Source organism: Pseudomonas putida (assembly GCF_001636055.1).
Lineage (GTDB): Bacteria > Pseudomonadota > Gammaproteobacteria > Pseudomonadales > Pseudomonadaceae > Aquipseudomonas > Aquipseudomonas machongensis.
This window is the reverse complement of record NZ_CP011789.1, coordinates 497,919-513,121: the sequence shown is the minus strand read 5'-3', so window position 1 is coordinate 513,121 and position 15,203 is coordinate 497,919. Positions and strand designations below refer to the sequence as shown.

Genomic DNA, 15,203 nt, shown 5'->3' with positions numbered 1-15,203 from the left:
GAGATCTATCAGGAAAATCTCGGTTGCCGAGGTTGCGGCCGCTTCGCGCCCGATCGCGGGACAAGCCCGCTCCTACAGAGTGTGGATAACTCAGTACCAGCGCGGCTCGCCGGCCGGGCGCTTCTTGAAGCGCTTCATGCTCCACATGTACTGGCTCGGGTACTCGCGCACATAGCGCTCGACCACACGGCTCATGGCCGCCGCAGCCACAGCCACATCCGCGCTGTACATCTCTTCGGGCGCCGCCTCAAGGAACACCTTGAAGCCGGAGCCATCCGGCAGACGCAGGGCATGCAGGAACACACCCACCGCCTTGCCGCCAGCGAGCATGTTGGGCACGAACTTGCTGGTCAGCGCCTGGGTGCCGAGGAAGGGCACGAACACTCCCGCCGACTCGGCCGGCTCAGGGTCGGCAGGAATGCCCACCTGCCCGCCGCGACGCACTTCCTTGATCACGCTGAGAATGCCTTCCTTGGTCGAAGGCGCCACGCGGTTGCCCATCTGCACGCGCTGCTCGCGCAGCAGGTCATCCACGGCCTTCAGCTTGGGCGGACGGTAGAAGATGATCGGCTTGCACTGGTTGCAATAGAAGTGGTTGAGCACCTCCCAGTTGCCCAGGTGGCTGGTGATGCCGACCACCCCTTTGCCAGTGGCCAGGGCTTGCTCGAGCACTTCCAGGCCGTGCACTTCCTTGACCAGCTCCAGCGACTGCTGAGGCGGGCGGATCCAGGCCCAGGCGCTTTCGACGAAAGACTTGCCGATATCCTTCAACGCACGCCCCACCAACTGCTCACGCTCGGCAGGGTTCATCTCGGGGAAGCACTTGGCGAGGTTGATCCGCACCACGTTGCGCGACCCGTTGGGGATTTTCCACATCAGCCAGCCGATACCGGCACCGACGCGCTGCACCGCGCCCCAGGGCAGTTTGGCGAACAGGCGCAGCACCCCGACCATCAGGGCGCCCTTGAACTTTTCCACAGGCCAATTCCTTATTTCTGCAAGGCGCGCATTGTAACGCCTCAACGCACCAGCGCGGCGTAGCGATCGCAATCGGTGGTGTGGTCCATGACCATGCCGGTCGCCTGCATGAAGGCGTAGCAAATGGTCGGACCGACAAAGGTGAAGCCCTTTTTCTGCAGGGCCTTGCTCATCGCCTTGGCTTCGTCGGTGATCGCCGGGATATCGGCGCGCCCCTGGTAATGGTTGATCTTCGGCTCGCCGCCGACGAACGACCACAGCCACTCGCCGGGGTTTTCCAGCGCCAGCCAGGCGCGCGCGTTGCGGCGCACGGCATTGAGCTTGAGGCGGTTGCGGATGATGCCGGGATCGAGCATCAGCTCTTCTATGCGCTCGTCGCTCATCTCGGCCAGTTGCACCGGGTCGAAGCCTTGCAGCACCTGGCGATAGCGCTCGCGTTTCTTCAGCACGGTGATCCACGAAAGGCCCGCCTGGAACCCTTCGAGCAAAAGCATCTCGAAGAGCAACGCCGGGTCGCGCTGTGGGGTTCCCCATTCCTGGTCATGGTAGGCCTGATACAAGGGATCGTCGGTACACCAAAAGCAGCGTGGCATAAGGCTCCAATTACGTAGAGGGCGAGGCGAATCGGGTTATACTCCCGCTCTTTACATCCGCATCCCCAGATACAGGTGAATTTCGTGAGCCAGCCTACGCCAGCCGTGCGTACCTTCCAAGACCTGATCCTCGCCCTGCAGAACTACTGGGCCGAGCAAGGTTGTGTGGTACTTCAGCCCTACGATATGGAAGTAGGCGCCGGCACTTTCCACACCGCCACCTTCCTGCGCGCCGTCGGCCCGGAGACCTGGAACGCTGCCTACGTGCAGCCTAGCCGTCGCCCTGCCGACGGACGGTATGGCGAAAACCCCAACCGCCTGCAGCACTACTACCAGTTCCAGGTGGTGCTCAAGCCGAACCCGGCCAACTTCCAGGAGCTGTACCTGGGCTCGCTGAAAGCAATCGGCCTGGACCCGCTGGTCCACGACATCCGCTTCGTCGAAGACAACTGGGAATCGCCGACCCTGGGTGCCTGGGGCCTGGGTTGGGAAATCTGGCTGAACGGGATGGAAGTGACCCAGTTCACCTACTTCCAGCAGGTTGGCGGTATCGAGTGCTACCCGGTCACCGGCGAGATCACCTATGGCCTGGAGCGTCTGGCCATGTATATCCAGGGTGTCGATTCGGTGTATGACCTGGTCTGGGCCGACGGCCCGTTCGGCAAGGTCACCTATGGCGATGTGTTCCACCAGAACGAAGTGGAGCAGTCGACCTACAACTTCGAGCACGCCAACGTCGAGAAACTGTTCGAGCTGTTCGACTTCTACGAAAGCGAAGCCAACCGCCTGATCAAGCTGGACCTGCCGCTGCCGACCTACGAAATGGTCCTGAAGGCTTCGCACACCTTCAACCTGCTCGACGCCCGCCGCGCCATCTCGGTGACCGAGCGCCAGCGCTACATCCTGCGCGTGCGCACCCTGGCCCGCGACGTGGCGCAAAGCTATCTGCAAGCCCGCGCACGCCTGGGCTTCCCGATGGCCACCCCCGAACTGCGTGATGAAGTACTGGCCAAGCTGGAGGCTGCACAATGAGTGCGCAAGATTTCCTGGTTGAACTGGGCACCGAAGAGCTGCCCCCCAAAGCCCTGGCCTCGCTGGGCGATGCATTCCTGGCCGGCATCGAGAAAGGCCTGCAGGCCGCTGGCCTGAACTACACCGGCAAGTCGGTCTATGCCGCGCCGCGTCGCCTGGCCGTGCTGATCCGCCAACTGGACGTGCAACAGCCTGATCGCAGCATCAACATCGACGGCCCGCCCCGCCAGGCTGCCTTCGACGCCGATGGCAACCCGACCCAGGCTGCACTGGGCTTCGCCAAGAAGTGTGGCGTGGAGCTGTCGGACATCGACCAGAGCGGCGCCAAGCTGCGCTTCTCACAGCACATTCCGGGCAAGGCCACCATCAGCCTGCTGCCAACCATCGTCGAGGACTCGCTCAACGACCTGCCGATCCCCAAGCGCATGCGCTGGGCCGCGAGCCGTGAAGAGTTCGTGCGCCCCACCCAGTGGCTGGTGATGTTGCTGGGCGACCAGGTCGTCGACTGCACCATCCTCTCGCAGAAAGCCGGCCGCGAATCGCGCGGCCACCGCTTCCACCACCCGGAAAACGTGCTGATCACCACCCCGGCCAACTATGTCGAAGACCTGCGCAAGGCCCATGTACTGGCCGACTTCGCCGAGCGCCGCGAGCTGATCGCCAAGCGCACCGCAGAGCTGGCCCTGCAGCAGGAAGGCAGCGCCATCGTGCCGCCGGCGCTGCTGGATGAAGTGACCGCGCTGGTCGAATGGCCGGTGCCGCTGGTGTGCTCGTTCGAGGAGCGCTTCCTGGAAGTGCCGCAGGAAGCCCTGATCACCACCATGCAGGACAACCAGAAGTACTTCTGCCTGCTCGACAGCGAAGGCAAGTTGCTGCCGCGCTTCATCACCGTGGCCAACGTCGAGAGCCTCGATCCGAAGCAGATCGTCGAGGGTAACGAGAAGGTCGTGCGTCCGCGCCTGACCGACGCCGAGTTCTTCTTCAAGCAAGACAAGAAGCAGCCTCTGGAAACCTTCAACGAACGCCTGAAGAACGTGGTGTTCCAGGCCCAGCTGGGTACGGTGTTCGACAAGGCCGAGCGTGTCTCCAGGCTGGCCGCCTACATTGCCCCGTTCATCGGCGGCAGTGCAGCCAACGCCGGCCGCGCCGGCCTGCTGTCCAAATGCGACCTGGCCACCGAAATGGTCGGCGAATTCCCTGAAATGCAGGGCATCGCTGGCTACTACTACGCCGTCAACGATGGCGAGCCACAAGACGTCGCCCTGGCACTGAACGAGCAGTACATGCCGCGCGGTGCTGGCGCTGAGTTGCCGGAAACCCTCACCGGCGCCGCCGTGGCCATCGCCGACAAGCTCGACACCCTGGTCGGCATCTTCGGCATCGGCATGCTGCCGACCGGTAGCAAGGACCCGTACGCACTGCGCCGCGCCGCCCTCGGCGTGCTGCGCATCCTGATCGAGAAGCAGCTGGACCTGGACCTGACCTCTGCGGTCGAGTTCGCGGTCAAGCAGTACGGCGCCAAGGTCAAGGCTGCAGGCCTGGCTGACCAGGTGCTGGAGTTCATCTTCGATCGCCTGCGTGCACGCTATGAAGACGAAGGCGTCGATGTGGCCACCTACCTGTCGGTACGTGCCCTGAAGCCGGCTTCGGCCCTGGACTTCGATCAGCGCGTGCAGGCCGTGCAGGCCTTCCGCAAGCTGCCGGAAGCCGAGGCCCTGGCGGCGGTGAACAAGCGTGTTTCGAACCTGCTGAGCAAGGCCGAAGGCGCCATCGCCGACCAGGTCGAGCCGAAGTACTTCGACAATGCCAACGAGTTCTCCCTGTACTCGGCGATCCAGCAGGCCGACCAGGCCGTGCAGCCAATGGCTGCCGCACGCCAATACAGCGAATCGCTGGCACGCCTGGCAGCCCTGCGCGATCCGGTCGACGCCTTCTTCGAGGCAGTCATGGTGAACGCCGAAGACGCCAAGGTACGCGCCAACCGTTATGCCCTGCTCAGCCGCCTGCGCGGTCTGTTCCTGGGCGTGGCCGACATCTCGCTGCTGGGGTAAGCCTTGAAACTGCTGATTCTCGATCGAGACGGAGTGATCAATCACGACTCCGACGCCTACATCAAGTCGCTGGAAGAGTGGATCCCCATTCCCGGCTCGATCGAGGCCATTGCGCAGTTGAGCAAGGCGGGCTGGACGGTGGCCGTGGCCACCAACCAGTCCGGCATTGCCCGCGGCTACTACCCCCTGTCCACGCTCGAAGCCATGCACGCGCGTCTGCGCGAGCTGGTCGCCGAGCAGGGTGGCGAGGTCGGGCATATCGTCTATTGCCCGCATGGCCCGGACGAAGGCTGCGAGTGCCGCAAGCCCAAGCCCGGTATGCTGCAGGCAATCGCCGAGTATTACCAAGTCGACCTGCGCGGTGTATGGTTCGTCGGCGACAGCACAGGTGACCTGGAGGCCGCCCTGGCCGTCGGAGCACAACCCGTGCTGGTGAAAACCGGTAAGGGGGAGAAGACCCTTAAAACGGGCATCCCTGAAAAAACCTTGATTTTCGACGATCTGGCAGCCATCGCCAGAGAACTTATTTAAAGAGTGCGCCTGTTTGGCGCACTTCCTCAGGCGGGCGCGCCCCGCAACGGTACATGCCACTATGTCGATCCTGCAGGCGATCAGAATCTTTCTTTTTTACCTGCTGTTGGGCACCAGTTCGCTGCTGTGGTGCTCACTGAGCTTCTTTGTCGCGCCTTTCCTGCCATTTCCCAAGCGCTACAAATTCATCAACGTGTACTGGTGCCGCTGCGCGGTGTTCCTGAGCCGCACCATCCTGGGCATTGACTACAAGATCACCGGCGCCGAGAACGTGCCCAAAGAGCCCTGCGTGATCCTGTCCAACCACCAGAGCACCTGGGAGACTTTCTTCCTCTCGGCGTACTTCTCGCCACTGAGCCAGGTGCTCAAGCGTGAGCTGTTGTACGTGCCGTTCTTCGGCTGGGCAATGGCGATGCTGCGGCCGATTGCCATCGACCGCAACAACCCCAAGGAAGCCCTGCGCCACGTGGCGAGCAAGGGCGACGAACTGCTCAAGCAGGGCGTCTGGGTGCTGATTTTCCCCGAGGGTACCCGCGTGCCCTATGGTCAGGTCGGCAAGTTCTCCCGCGGCGGTACCGCCCTGGCGGTGAACGCCGGCCTGCCGGTGCTGCCGATCGCGCACAACGCTGGCAAGTTCTGGCCTAAGGCTGGCTGGGGCAAGCGTTCGGGCACCATCGAGGTGGTGATTGGCGAGCCGATGTATGCCAACGGCACCGGGCCACGTGCCATCGCCGAACTCAACGATCGCGCTCAGGCGTGGAACGAAGCGACGCAGCGGGCCATGGGATCTTTGCCACCAGCAGAAGAAAACGTCACCGAGCCAATCGCCTGACGATCTGTGGATAAGGTGTTAGCAATTTTTGGATTAATGCTTTCGGATCGTAGATAAGCTATTGAATTAGCTATTTATTTCTCTGTATGACGTTTTTTCGAAAATCGTGCATAAGTTTTTTCGAGGCATAAAAAAACCGGCTTTTACGCCGGTTTTTTTATGCCTGGGCAACGGAGGTGTCTGCGTCGCGGGTCAACCCGCTGCTACACCTTGTCGATGTCCACATCCTTGGTCTCTTTAAGGCAGAAGATCCCCACCACCAGGCTGATGCCGGTGATCAATACCGGGTACCACAGCCCATAGAAGATATCTCCGGTGTACACCACCAGCGCGAACGACACCGTCGGCAGGAAGCCACCGAACCAGCCGTTACCGATGTGATAGGGCAGCGACATCGAGGTGTAGCGGATGCGTGTGGGGAACAGCTCGACCATTACCGCTGCCAGTGGTCCGTAGGTCATGGTCGCGATCAGGATCATCGCCACGATCAGCACCACCACCATCACCTGGTTCACATGGGCAGGGTCGGCCTTGGCTGGATAGCCCGCCTGCTCGATAGCCGTGCGCATCGCGACTTCATCGAAGCCGTTGATGGTCTTGTCGCCGATGCTCACAGAAACGTCGCTGCCCGTTGCAGCAACCGAGCTGTAGGGCAGGCCCTGCTTGACCAGGAACGTCTTGACCTTGTCGCAGGGGCTGTCGAAGCGTGCCTTGCCCACCGGATCGAACTGGAAGGTGCAGCCTTGCGGGTCGGCACTGACCACGATCGGCGACTGCCGGCTGGCGGCGTCGATCTGCGGATTGGCGTAGTGGCTGAGCGCCTTGAACATCGGGAAGTAGCACACGGTCGCCAGCAGCAGGCCGATCATCAGGATAGGTTTGCGTCCCACACGATCCGACAGCCAACCAAAGAACACGAAGAACGGCGCACCGATCACCACGCTGATGATCAGCAGGGTATTGGCCTGGGCCGGGTCCATCTTGAGCATCTGGGTCATGAAGAACAGCACGTAGAACTGGGCGGTGTAGAAGGTCACGGCCTGGCCGGCGTTGATGCTGAACAGGGCGGTGAGCACCACCTTGAGGTTGGGCCAGGAGGTGAACGACTCGCGGATCGGCGACTTGCTGATCTTGCCCTGGGCCTTCATTTTCACGAAGGCTGGCGACTCGTGCATGCTCATGCGAATCCAGGTGGAGATACCCAGCAGCACGATCGACAGCAGGAACGGCAGGCGCCAGCCCCAGGTCTCGAACTGGTCGCCACTGATGTAACGGCTGCCCAGCACAACAATCAGTGACAGCAGCAAGCCGAGGGTGGCAGTGGACTGAATGAAGCCGGTGTGGAACCCGCGCTTGCCAGGCGGGGCATGCTCGGCCACGTAAGTGGCCGCACCACCGTATTCGCCGCCCAGGGCCAGGCCCTGGAGCATGCGCAGGATCACCAGGATGATCGGTGCGGCGATGCCGATGCTGGCGTAGGTAGGCAACAGGCCGACCGCGAAGGTCGACAGGCCCATCAGCACGATGGTCACCAGGAAGGTGTACTTGCGCCCGATCATGTCGCCCAGGCGCCCGAATACCAAGGCACCGAAAGGCCGCACGAGGAAGCCTGCGGCAAAGGCCATCAAGGCAAAGATGAAAGCGGTGGTGTCGTTGACCCCGGCAAAGAACTGCTTGCTGATCACCGCCGCCAGCGCGCCATAGAGAAAGAAGTCATACCACTCGAACACCGTCCCGAGGGATGACGCGAAAATGATCTTGCGTTCCTCACGCCGGCTGCCGCTGGTGGCTGCCGCGCCCTGCTCTTGAATGTAATCCGACATCGTTGCTGTCCTCGGCCCGCAGGCCACAGTGATTATTTTTCTTGTTCCACTGTCGGCAGCCATCGACCGCAAGCTGCCGGTGTTGCACGCACCCGGTCAGGGCGTCGGTATCGCGCTGGTGTCGCTGAGGTTGCTGTGGCTTGGGGCCCCCTTGAGAATCAGTTGTGCCGCCTTCTCGGCGATCATCAATGTGGGTGAACAGGTATTGCCGGAGACGATCTGCGGCATGATCGAGGCATCGGCGATGCGCAGGCCAGGTATGCCATGGACGCGCAGCTGTTTATCCACAACGTCCAGCGGCCCATTGCCCATGCGGCAAGTGCCGACCGGGTGGAAGATGGTGGTGCCGATCTTGCCGGCGGCCTCGTGCAGTTGTTGCTCGGTCTGCAGCGAAGGACCCGGCAGGTATTCCTTGGGTTCGAACGCGGCCAGGGCAGGGGCCTGGACGATGCGTCGGGTGATGCGAATCGCATCGGCGGCGACCTGCAGGTCCTGTGGGTCGCTGAGGTAGTTGGGGTCGATCAGCGGCGCTGCATTCATGTCTGCCGAGCGGATGTCGATACGCCCGCGGCTGGCTGGGCGCAGGTTGCACACCGAAGCCGTGAAGGCAGGGAAGCGGTGTAACGGCTCGCCGAAACGCTCGAGCGACAACGGCTGCACGTGATACTGCAGGTTGGCGGTGGCCTGCTCCGGGCTCGAGCGCACGAATGCGCCCAACTGGCTCGGCGCCATGGCCAGCGGCCCGCTGCGGTCGTAGAGATAGCGCAGGCCCATGCCCAGCTTGCCCCACAGACTGTTGGCCATCTGGTTGAGCGTGCGGGTGTTCTGGATCTGGTAAATCAGGCGCAATTGCAGGTGGTCCTGCAAGTTTCCGCCCACGCCTGGCAATTCGTGACGCACCGTTATCCCCAGGTCTTCGAGCAGCTTGCGCGGGCCGATGCCCGAACGCTGCAGGATGCCAGGCGAACCGACGGAGCCTGCGCACAGGACGATCTCGCGCCGGGCACGAAACTCATGCCAGGCCCCTTGCCAGCGTGCCTTCACAGCAGTGGCGCGGGCGTGGTCGAGCACGACCTGGTCAACCTGAACATCGGTGAGCACAGTGAGGTTCGGGCGAGACTGGACGGGCCGCAAGAAAGCCTTCGAGGCATTCCAGCGCACACCACTGCGCTGGTTGACCTGAAAGTATCCACAGCCTTGGTTGTCGCCGGTATTGAAGTCACCGACCTTGCCGATACCGCTCTGTTCGGCGGCATCGCGGAAGGCGTCGAGGATCGGCCAGCTGTAGCGCTGCTGCTCGACCCGCCATTCGCCGTCGGCACCATGGCTCTCGCTGGCGCCAGCGAAGTGGCTTTCACTGGCCTTGAACAACGGCAGTACATCGTTCCAGCTCCAGCCGTCGTTGCCTTGCTCGGCCCAGCGGTCATAGTCCGCAGCCTGGCCACGCATGTAGATCATGCCGTTGATGGAGGAACAACCGCCCAGCACCTTCCCTCGCGGATAGCCGAGGCTGCGACCGTCCAGCCCAGGCTGGGCTTCGGTCTTGAAGCACCAGTCGGTGCGGGGATTGCCGATGCAGTAGAGGTAACCGACGGGGACGTGAATCCAGGGGTAGTTGTCGCGCCCGCCTGCCTCGAGCAGCAGGACGCGGCAGGCAGGGTCTGCAGACAATCGATTGGCCAGCAGGCATCCGGCGGGACCGGCCCCTACGACCACGTAATCGAAGACAGAATCGGCAGATGGCATGTGAAACCTCGCGCCTGATTATTATTCTTGTCCCTACCCATCTTATTGATTAATTTCGCGGTGGAAACACGAGATTTTGCGCAGCCGTTGTGCGTTTTTTCACAACGGTAGGTCTTTATCCGCCGCCTGTAGGAGCGGGCTTGCCCGCGAACAGACCGCCAGAACAACCGAAAGGATCAGCATGTTCGACTGGAACGATCTGCGGTTTTTCCTCGAGTTGCAGCGCAGCGGCCGCCTGCTCACAGCGGCCAAGCGCCTCAACACGACCCACAGCACCGTTGCCCGCCATATCGAGAACATCGAGAAAAGCCTGGGTACCGCGCTGTTCGTCCAGCATGCCCAAGGGTACGAGCTCACCCCCTCGGGCCAGGCACTGCTCAAGCACGCCGAGGCCATGGAAAACGTCGCCCTGCTGGCGCAGGAGGAAATCACCCAGGCCATCACGCCGCTGGGCAAGATACGCCTGGGCGTTACCGAAGGCATCGGCATCATGTTCTTCACCCCGCGCCTGGGGGCCCTGTTCGAGCGCTATCCGGGGCTTGAAGTCGAACTGGTGGCGGTGCCGCGCTTCGTCAGCATTCTCAACCGCGAAGCCGAAATCAGCATTCACCTGGAACGCCCCAATGCCGACCTGCTGATCACCCGCAAGCTCACCGACTACCGCCTGGCCCTCTACGCCAGCCAGTACTATCTCGACCGTGCACCGCCGCTGCGCAACCGCGATGACCTGGCCCGGCACAATTGGATCGGTTACGTGGACGACCTGATCTTCAGCCAGGAACTGTTGTTCCTCAACAGCTTCTGCCGCGCGCCAAACGTGATATTCCGCAGCACCAGCGTGATCGCCCAGCAGCAGGCCGCGCGCGCCGGCCTGGGCATCGCCGTGCTGCCCAACTACATGGGTCGCCACGACCCAGGCCTGGTGCGCGTGCTGCCTAGCGAGACCATCCAGCGCAGCTATTGGATCTGCACACGTCGCGAGCTGCACAAGTCGGTACGCCTGCGGGTGGTCTGGGATTACCTGCTCAAGCTCTGTGCCGAACAGCAGCACGAGTTGCTAGCCGAGTAGCGCCTTGACCGCCAGCGAGAGCGCAGCCCCGATCCCCACCACCACGAACAGTTGCTGCAGACGCGGCCCTGCCAACTTGCCGGCCAGCGGGCGAGTTGCCAGCAACCCGAGCACCGCGCCGAAGGCGAACGGCGCACCAACCTGCCAGTGCATCACCCCTCCCAGGCTCGCACTCACCACACTGCCGGTGGACACCAACGCGATCACCGCCAGCGATGTGGCAACGATGCTTTTCATGTCCAGATTGGTATAGCGGTTCAAGGCCGGGATGATGACGAATCCGCCACCGACGCCCAGTAGGCCGGACAGCAGCCCGGACAACATGCCGGTGAACGCCAGGGCGCGGGCACAGGGGAGGGTCCAGCGCAGGCGCCCCTGCAAGGGGTTGAGCACGCAAGGCATGATTTGTCGCTCACCGCATGGCGATTCGCCGCGCAGCTCACGCGCCGCCTTGCGCCAGATGCGCAGGCAGGCATACATCAGCACGCAGGCGAAGACCAACGCCAGCGGTGTATTCGGTAAACGGTGCGCCAGCATCAGGCCGAAAGGCGCACAGACGATACCGATTGCCGCAATGAACAACGCTGCGCGATAACGCACCAGCCCTTGCCGCAGGCCCAACCCGGCGCCCACGGCAGCCGCCAGGCCGACCGCCAGCAAACCGATCGGCGCCGCCTCGACCATCGACAGCCCCAGGCCGAAGACCAGAAGCGGCACCGCGAGAATCCCGCCTCCTGCACCTGTCAGTGCCAGCACAGCACCAATGATCGCGCCCAACCCGGCGCCGAGAAACTGATGCTCGATCACTTCGACGTCTCAGCGGCTAACGGCTGAGGCCGGGCCAACCATTCCCGGCCCTTGAGCATCGCCTGCCAGTAAAGCGGCGGCAGCACCCGTGCCTTGAGCAGCCAGGCCAAGCGTGTAGGCTTGCGTCCATCGAGCAACCAACGTGGAAAACTCGGTGCCAGCTTGCCGCCATAGGTGAACTCGGCCAGCACGATCTTGCCGCGTTCCACGGTCAACGGGCAGGAGCCATAGCCGTCGTAGGCGACCGGTGTCGGCAAGCGCCCAAGCGCCACCAGTACATTATTGGCCACCACCGGTGCCTGCTTGCGTGCTGCCGCTGCGGTCTTGGCATTGCTGGTGTTGATCACGTCACCCAGGGCATGAATGTTGGCGAACTGGCGGTGGCGCAAGCTGTGCGGATCGACATCCACCCATCCGGAAGCATCAGCCAATGGGCTTTGCCGGATGAAATCCGGGGCGACCTGGGGCGGCACCACGTGCAGCATGTCGAACGCTTCGGTACACGTTTCGCTGCTGCCGTCGGCGAGGGTTCGCACGAAGGTCGCCTGTTGATTCGGGCCATCGACCGCCACCAGGCGCTGGCCGTAGTTGAGGTCGACACCGTACTTGTCGATGTAGCTCATCAGTGCCGGCACGTAGTCGGCAACACCGAACAGCACGGCTCCGGCGTTGAAGAACGCGGGCTTGATGGCGCCCAGCCGGCCCGCGCGCAGCCAGTGATCACAGGACAGGTACAAGGCCTTCTGTGGGGCACCGGCACACTTGATCGGCATCGGCGGTTGGCTGAACAGTGCGCGGCCCTGCTTGAGCGTCTGCACCAGCTCCCAGGTGTAGGGGGCCAGGTCATAGCGGTAGTTGGAGGTCACACCGTTGCGCCCAAGGGTCTCCTCCAGGCCGTCGATGGCCGCCCAGTCGAGTTTGAGGCCAGGGCAGACCACCAATTGTTCGTAACTGACGGCTCGCCCATCCTCCAGCATGACCGTTTGCGCCTGTGGATCGAAGCCCACCACTCGTGCCTTTACCCACTGCACACCCCGTGGCAGGGTTGACGCCGTGGTTCGAGCGGTGGACGACGCGGTGAACACACCGGCCCCCACCATGGTCCAGCCAGGCTGGTAGTAATGAACCTCTGAAGGATCGATCAGGGCGATGTCCAGCGACGGATCGCGTTTGATCAGGCTCGACGCCGTTGCGATACCGGCGGCTCCGGCGCCCACGATCAACACCTTGTGGTGTTCGGTACCGGGCGCAACGGCAGGGGACAGCAAGGCAGACATGGTATTTCCTTTGAATATTGGTCAGAGAGCCGAATGGCTCAGAACAGGTTCAGCGGGATCTTCAGGTAGCGCACGCCGTTGTCTTCCGGCTCAGGCAACTGGCCGCTGCGCATGTTGACCTGCACCGACGGCAGGATCAGCACCGGCATGTCGAGGGTCTTGTCTCGGGCTTCGCGCATCTCGACAAAGCTGTCTTCACTGATGCCCTGGTGAATGTGGATGTTGCTGGCGCGCTGCTCGGCAACCGTGGTCACGTAACGCAGTTCGCGGCCACCGGGGAGGTAGTCATGGCACATGAACAAATGGGTCTGGTCAGGGAAGGCCAGCAAGCGACGGATCGAGCGATACAGTGTGCGAGCGCTGGCGCCGGGGAAATCGCAACGGGCAGTGCCGTAGTCAGGCATGAACAGTGTGTCGCCGACAAACACGGCAGTCTCGCCCGCATCCTCGATCATGTAGCTCATGCACGCGGGGGTGTGCCCGGGCGTGTGCAGGGCTCGGGCATGCAGGTTGCCGATGCGAAACCCTTCCTCATCCTCGAACAACACGTCGAACTGGCTACCGTCACGGGCAAAACCAGGCTCGGCGTTGAACAGCGAACCGAAGGTTTTCTGTACCTGGGTGATGTGGGCGCCAATGGCAATCTGGCCGCCCAGCCGTTGCTTGAGGTAGGCCGCTGCCGAAAGGTGGTCCGCATGCACGTGGGTTTCAAGAATCCACTGCACCTTGGCGCCCAACGCCTCGACCTGTGAGATCAACCTGTCGGCAGATGCGTGGCTGGTACGGCCTGACTTCGGATCGTAATCCAGCACGCTGTCTATCAATGCGCAGTGCCGTGTTTCACGGTCCATGAGCAGGTAGCTGATGGTCGAAGTCGCCGGGTCGAACAGGGCTTCCACATGAAGGTTGTTGCCAATGATCATCACAGTCTCCATAACGCTGCCGCAGCTTGAACAGAGGCATCGGCAGGAACAGACGCTTTATCAAGATGCATGCCAGGCCATTTCTGGCGGATAAGTCCCGCATTTGCGGGCGTTGTACCAACACAATAGTTAAAGACTGCCAGGAAGATTGGCAGTCATCTGACAGCTGCTGGCAGTGATTGGCAGTCCTTGTTAACCTCGCCGGGTAGTTTTTGCCGGTGCCCCCATGTCCGAGCTTCCCGCTGCAACCCATCCTGCCATCCTCGCGCTGGTGTCCTACCTCGAACACGATGTGCTGCCCGCCATCGTGCTCGATACCGACTACAACATTCTTGCCGCCAACGCGGCGTATCGACGCCAGTTCGCCACACAGGATCGCGCCCCCCTGGGGGAGAAGTGCCACAGGGTTTCGCACCATTACGCCGTGCCCTGCGATCAGGCGGGGGAGCATTGTCCGCTGCGCAAGGCATGGGACAGCAAGGTTCCGGAGCGCGTGCTGCACATTCATCACACCCCGCGCGGGCCGGAGCATGTGGACGTCGAACTGCGCCCGATCCTCGACGAGCAGGGCAGGGTGGTGGCATTCGTCGAACGGCTGACCAGCATCACCCTGGCCTCCGCACAACCTCAGCAGCAGGGGCTGGTCGGGCAGTCTCCGGCTTTCAAGTCAGCACTCGCCAGCCTTCGACGGGCTGCTCCGGCTCAAATTCCGGTGCTGCTCCAAGGTGAGTCAGGAACGGGCAAGGAGCTGTTCGCCCGCGCTCTGCACCTGGGTAGCCCACGCGCCAACGGCCCGCTGGTGGTCGTCGATTGCACCGGTCTCACCGAGTCGCTGTTCGAGAGTGAGCTGTTTGGTTACGAGAAGGGCGCGTTCACCGGCGCGACCCAACGCAAGGTCGGTCTGGCCGAGGCGGCGCATGGCGGCACCCTGTTCCTGGACGAGATCGGTGAAGTGCCGCTGGCCATGCAGGTCAAACTGCTGCGCTTGATCGAGACCGGTAGTTTTCGCCCGGTGGGCAGCCTGCGCACCGTACACTCGGATTTCCGCCTGGTGTCGGCGACACACAAGCCGCTCAAGGCAATGGTCGCGCAGGGCGCCTTCCGTGAAGACCTGTATTACCGCATCAGCGGATTTCCGATTCGTCTGCCGGCACTGCGTGAGCGTGTCGAAGACTTGCCGCTGCTGATTGAGAGTCTGTTGCAGCGCATCGCGGGCAACGGCGCACCTCGAATCAGCCATGACGCACTCGAGCGCCTCAACCTGCATCCGTTTCCGGGAAATATTCGTGAGCTGCGTAACATGCTGGAGCGGGCTTGGTTGTTCGCCGATGATGGTTTGATTCGCAGTGAGCATCTGCTCGAAGACACTGGGGCTGATTCACCGGCGAGACAGCAGTCACGCGAGTTGCATGAATTGAGAGCGCTGGCGCAAGCGCTGGACAGCTTTCAGGGGTCGCGACGCGAGCTGGCCAAACAGCTGGGGATGAGTGAACGCACCTTGTACCGAAGGCTCAAGGACCTTGAAGCCTGACGCCATTCGA

At 62.5% G+C, this 15,203-nt stretch carries 13 protein-coding genes; 6 read left to right on the top strand and 7 right to left on the bottom strand.

From position 1 onward, the window contains the following. Positions 1 to 90: 90 nt before the first annotated feature. Both AB688_RS02190 and AB688_RS02185 read right to left on the bottom strand, forming a co-directional pair. On the bottom strand, positions 91 to 978 hold the full coding sequence (locus AB688_RS02190) for a lysophospholipid acyltransferase (protein WP_054893032.1): 888 nt from the start codon (positions 976 to 978) through the stop codon (positions 91 to 93). A 41-nt stretch (positions 979 to 1,019) separates the two neighbouring features. After that, the gene (locus AB688_RS02185; RefSeq protein ID WP_054893031.1) at positions 1,020 to 1,571 is read right to left on the bottom strand and encodes a DNA-3-methyladenine glycosylase I; all 552 of its coding nucleotides are present in this window, start codon (positions 1,569 to 1,571) and stop codon (positions 1,020 to 1,022) included. A gap of 84 nt (positions 1,572 to 1,655) precedes the next feature. Between AB688_RS02185 and glyQ the strand changes: the two genes are divergently transcribed. The 4 genes from glyQ (at position 1,656) to AB688_RS02165 (ending at position 6,017) form a co-directional block, all read left to right on the top strand. Continuing rightward, positions 1,656 to 2,603, top strand: a complete 948-nt coding sequence (gene glyQ / locus AB688_RS02180; RefSeq protein ID WP_025337182.1) for a glycine--tRNA ligase subunit alpha — start codon at positions 1,656 to 1,658, stop codon at positions 2,601 to 2,603. Further along, positions 2,600 to 4,654, top strand: a complete 2,055-nt coding sequence (gene glyS / locus AB688_RS02175) for a glycine--tRNA ligase subunit beta (protein WP_063541934.1) — start codon at positions 2,600 to 2,602, stop codon at positions 4,652 to 4,654. The genes glyQ and glyS overlap by 4 nt, the downstream gene beginning before the upstream one ends. A 3-nt stretch (positions 4,655 to 4,657) precedes the next feature. Beyond that, on the top strand, positions 4,658 to 5,185 hold the full coding sequence (gene gmhB, locus AB688_RS02170; protein ID WP_063541932.1) for a D-glycero-beta-D-manno-heptose 1,7-bisphosphate 7-phosphatase: 528 nt from the start codon (positions 4,658 to 4,660) through the stop codon (positions 5,183 to 5,185). A gap of 61 nt (positions 5,186 to 5,246) precedes the next feature. Next, entirely contained in the window at positions 5,247 to 6,017 is a 771-nt protein-coding gene (locus AB688_RS02165; protein ID WP_063541930.1) for a lysophospholipid acyltransferase family protein, read from the top strand. A 203-nt stretch (positions 6,018 to 6,220) separates the two neighbouring features. Here AB688_RS02165 and AB688_RS02160 read toward each other — a convergent pair whose 3' ends face one another. Further along, a complete protein-coding gene (locus AB688_RS02160) occupies positions 6,221 to 7,840 on the bottom strand; it encodes an MFS transporter (protein WP_063541928.1) in 1,620 nt (539 codons plus the stop codon). Between the two features lie 96 nt (positions 7,841 to 7,936). Next, positions 7,937 to 9,586, bottom strand: a complete 1,650-nt coding sequence (locus tag AB688_RS02155) for a GMC family oxidoreductase (protein WP_063541926.1) — start codon at positions 9,584 to 9,586, stop codon at positions 7,937 to 7,939. Between the two features lie 181 nt (positions 9,587 to 9,767). Here AB688_RS02155 and AB688_RS02150 point away from each other — a divergent pair, with 181 nt between their 5' ends. Then, positions 9,768 to 10,655, top strand: a complete 888-nt coding sequence (locus AB688_RS02150) for a LysR family transcriptional regulator (protein ID WP_063541924.1) — start codon at positions 9,768 to 9,770, stop codon at positions 10,653 to 10,655. Here AB688_RS02150 and AB688_RS02145 read toward each other — a convergent pair. Genes AB688_RS02145 through AB688_RS02135 form a run of 3 tightly spaced genes read right to left on the bottom strand, consistent with a single transcriptional unit; the run spans position 10,644 to position 13,662 of the window. Then, on the bottom strand, positions 10,644 to 11,462 hold the full coding sequence (locus tag AB688_RS02145) for a sulfite exporter TauE/SafE family protein (RefSeq protein ID WP_063541922.1): 819 nt from the start codon (positions 11,460 to 11,462) through the stop codon (positions 10,644 to 10,646). The two genes, AB688_RS02150 and AB688_RS02145, sit on opposite strands and share 12 nt — an antisense overlap. Then, positions 11,459 to 12,739: an NAD(P)/FAD-dependent oxidoreductase gene (locus AB688_RS02140; protein WP_063541920.1), complete on the bottom strand. Its 1,281-nt coding sequence runs from the start codon at positions 12,737 to 12,739 to the stop codon at positions 11,459 to 11,461. Before AB688_RS02140 ends, AB688_RS02145 begins: the two co-directional genes overlap by 4 nt. A 38-nt stretch (positions 12,740 to 12,777) precedes the next feature. Next, on the bottom strand, positions 12,778 to 13,662 hold the full coding sequence (locus AB688_RS02135; RefSeq protein ID WP_054893022.1) for an MBL fold metallo-hydrolase: 885 nt from the start codon (positions 13,660 to 13,662) through the stop codon (positions 12,778 to 12,780). A gap of 226 nt (positions 13,663 to 13,888) precedes the next feature. Here AB688_RS02135 and AB688_RS02130 point away from each other — a divergent pair, with 226 nt between their 5' ends. Further along, entirely contained in the window at positions 13,889 to 15,193 is a 1,305-nt protein-coding gene (locus tag AB688_RS02130; RefSeq protein ID WP_063541918.1) for a sigma-54 interaction domain-containing protein, read from the top strand. Positions 15,194 to 15,203 lie beyond the last annotated feature (10 nt).

Excerpts from the sequence above, each read along its gene's own strand:
- AB688_RS02185 (WP_054893031.1), bottom strand. The coding sequence starts at position 1,571 with ATGCCACGCTGCTTTTGGTGTACCGACGATCCCTTGTATCAGGCCTAC.
- AB688_RS02135 (WP_054893022.1), bottom strand. The coding sequence starts at position 13,662 with ATGATCATTGGCAACAACCTTCATGTGGAAGCCCTGTTCGACCCGGCG.
- AB688_RS02130 (WP_063541918.1), top strand. The coding sequence starts at position 13,889 with ATGTCCGAGCTTCCCGCTGCAACCCATCCTGCCATCCTCGCGCTGGTG.
- AB688_RS02140 (WP_063541920.1), bottom strand. The coding sequence starts at position 12,739 with ATGTCTGCCTTGCTGTCCCCTGCCGTTGCGCCCGGTACCGAACACCAC.
- AB688_RS02155 (WP_063541926.1), bottom strand. The coding sequence starts at position 9,586 with ATGCCATCTGCCGATTCTGTCTTCGATTACGTGGTCGTAGGGGCCGGT.
- glyS (WP_063541934.1), top strand. The coding sequence starts at position 2,600 with ATGAGTGCGCAAGATTTCCTGGTTGAACTGGGCACCGAAGAGCTGCCC.
- AB688_RS02165 (WP_063541930.1), top strand. The coding sequence starts at position 5,247 with ATGTCGATCCTGCAGGCGATCAGAATCTTTCTTTTTTACCTGCTGTTG.
- AB688_RS02160 (WP_063541928.1), bottom strand. The coding sequence starts at position 7,840 with ATGTCGGATTACATTCAAGAGCAGGGCGCGGCAGCCACCAGCGGCAGC.
- AB688_RS02150 (WP_063541924.1), top strand. The coding sequence starts at position 9,768 with ATGTTCGACTGGAACGATCTGCGGTTTTTCCTCGAGTTGCAGCGCAGC.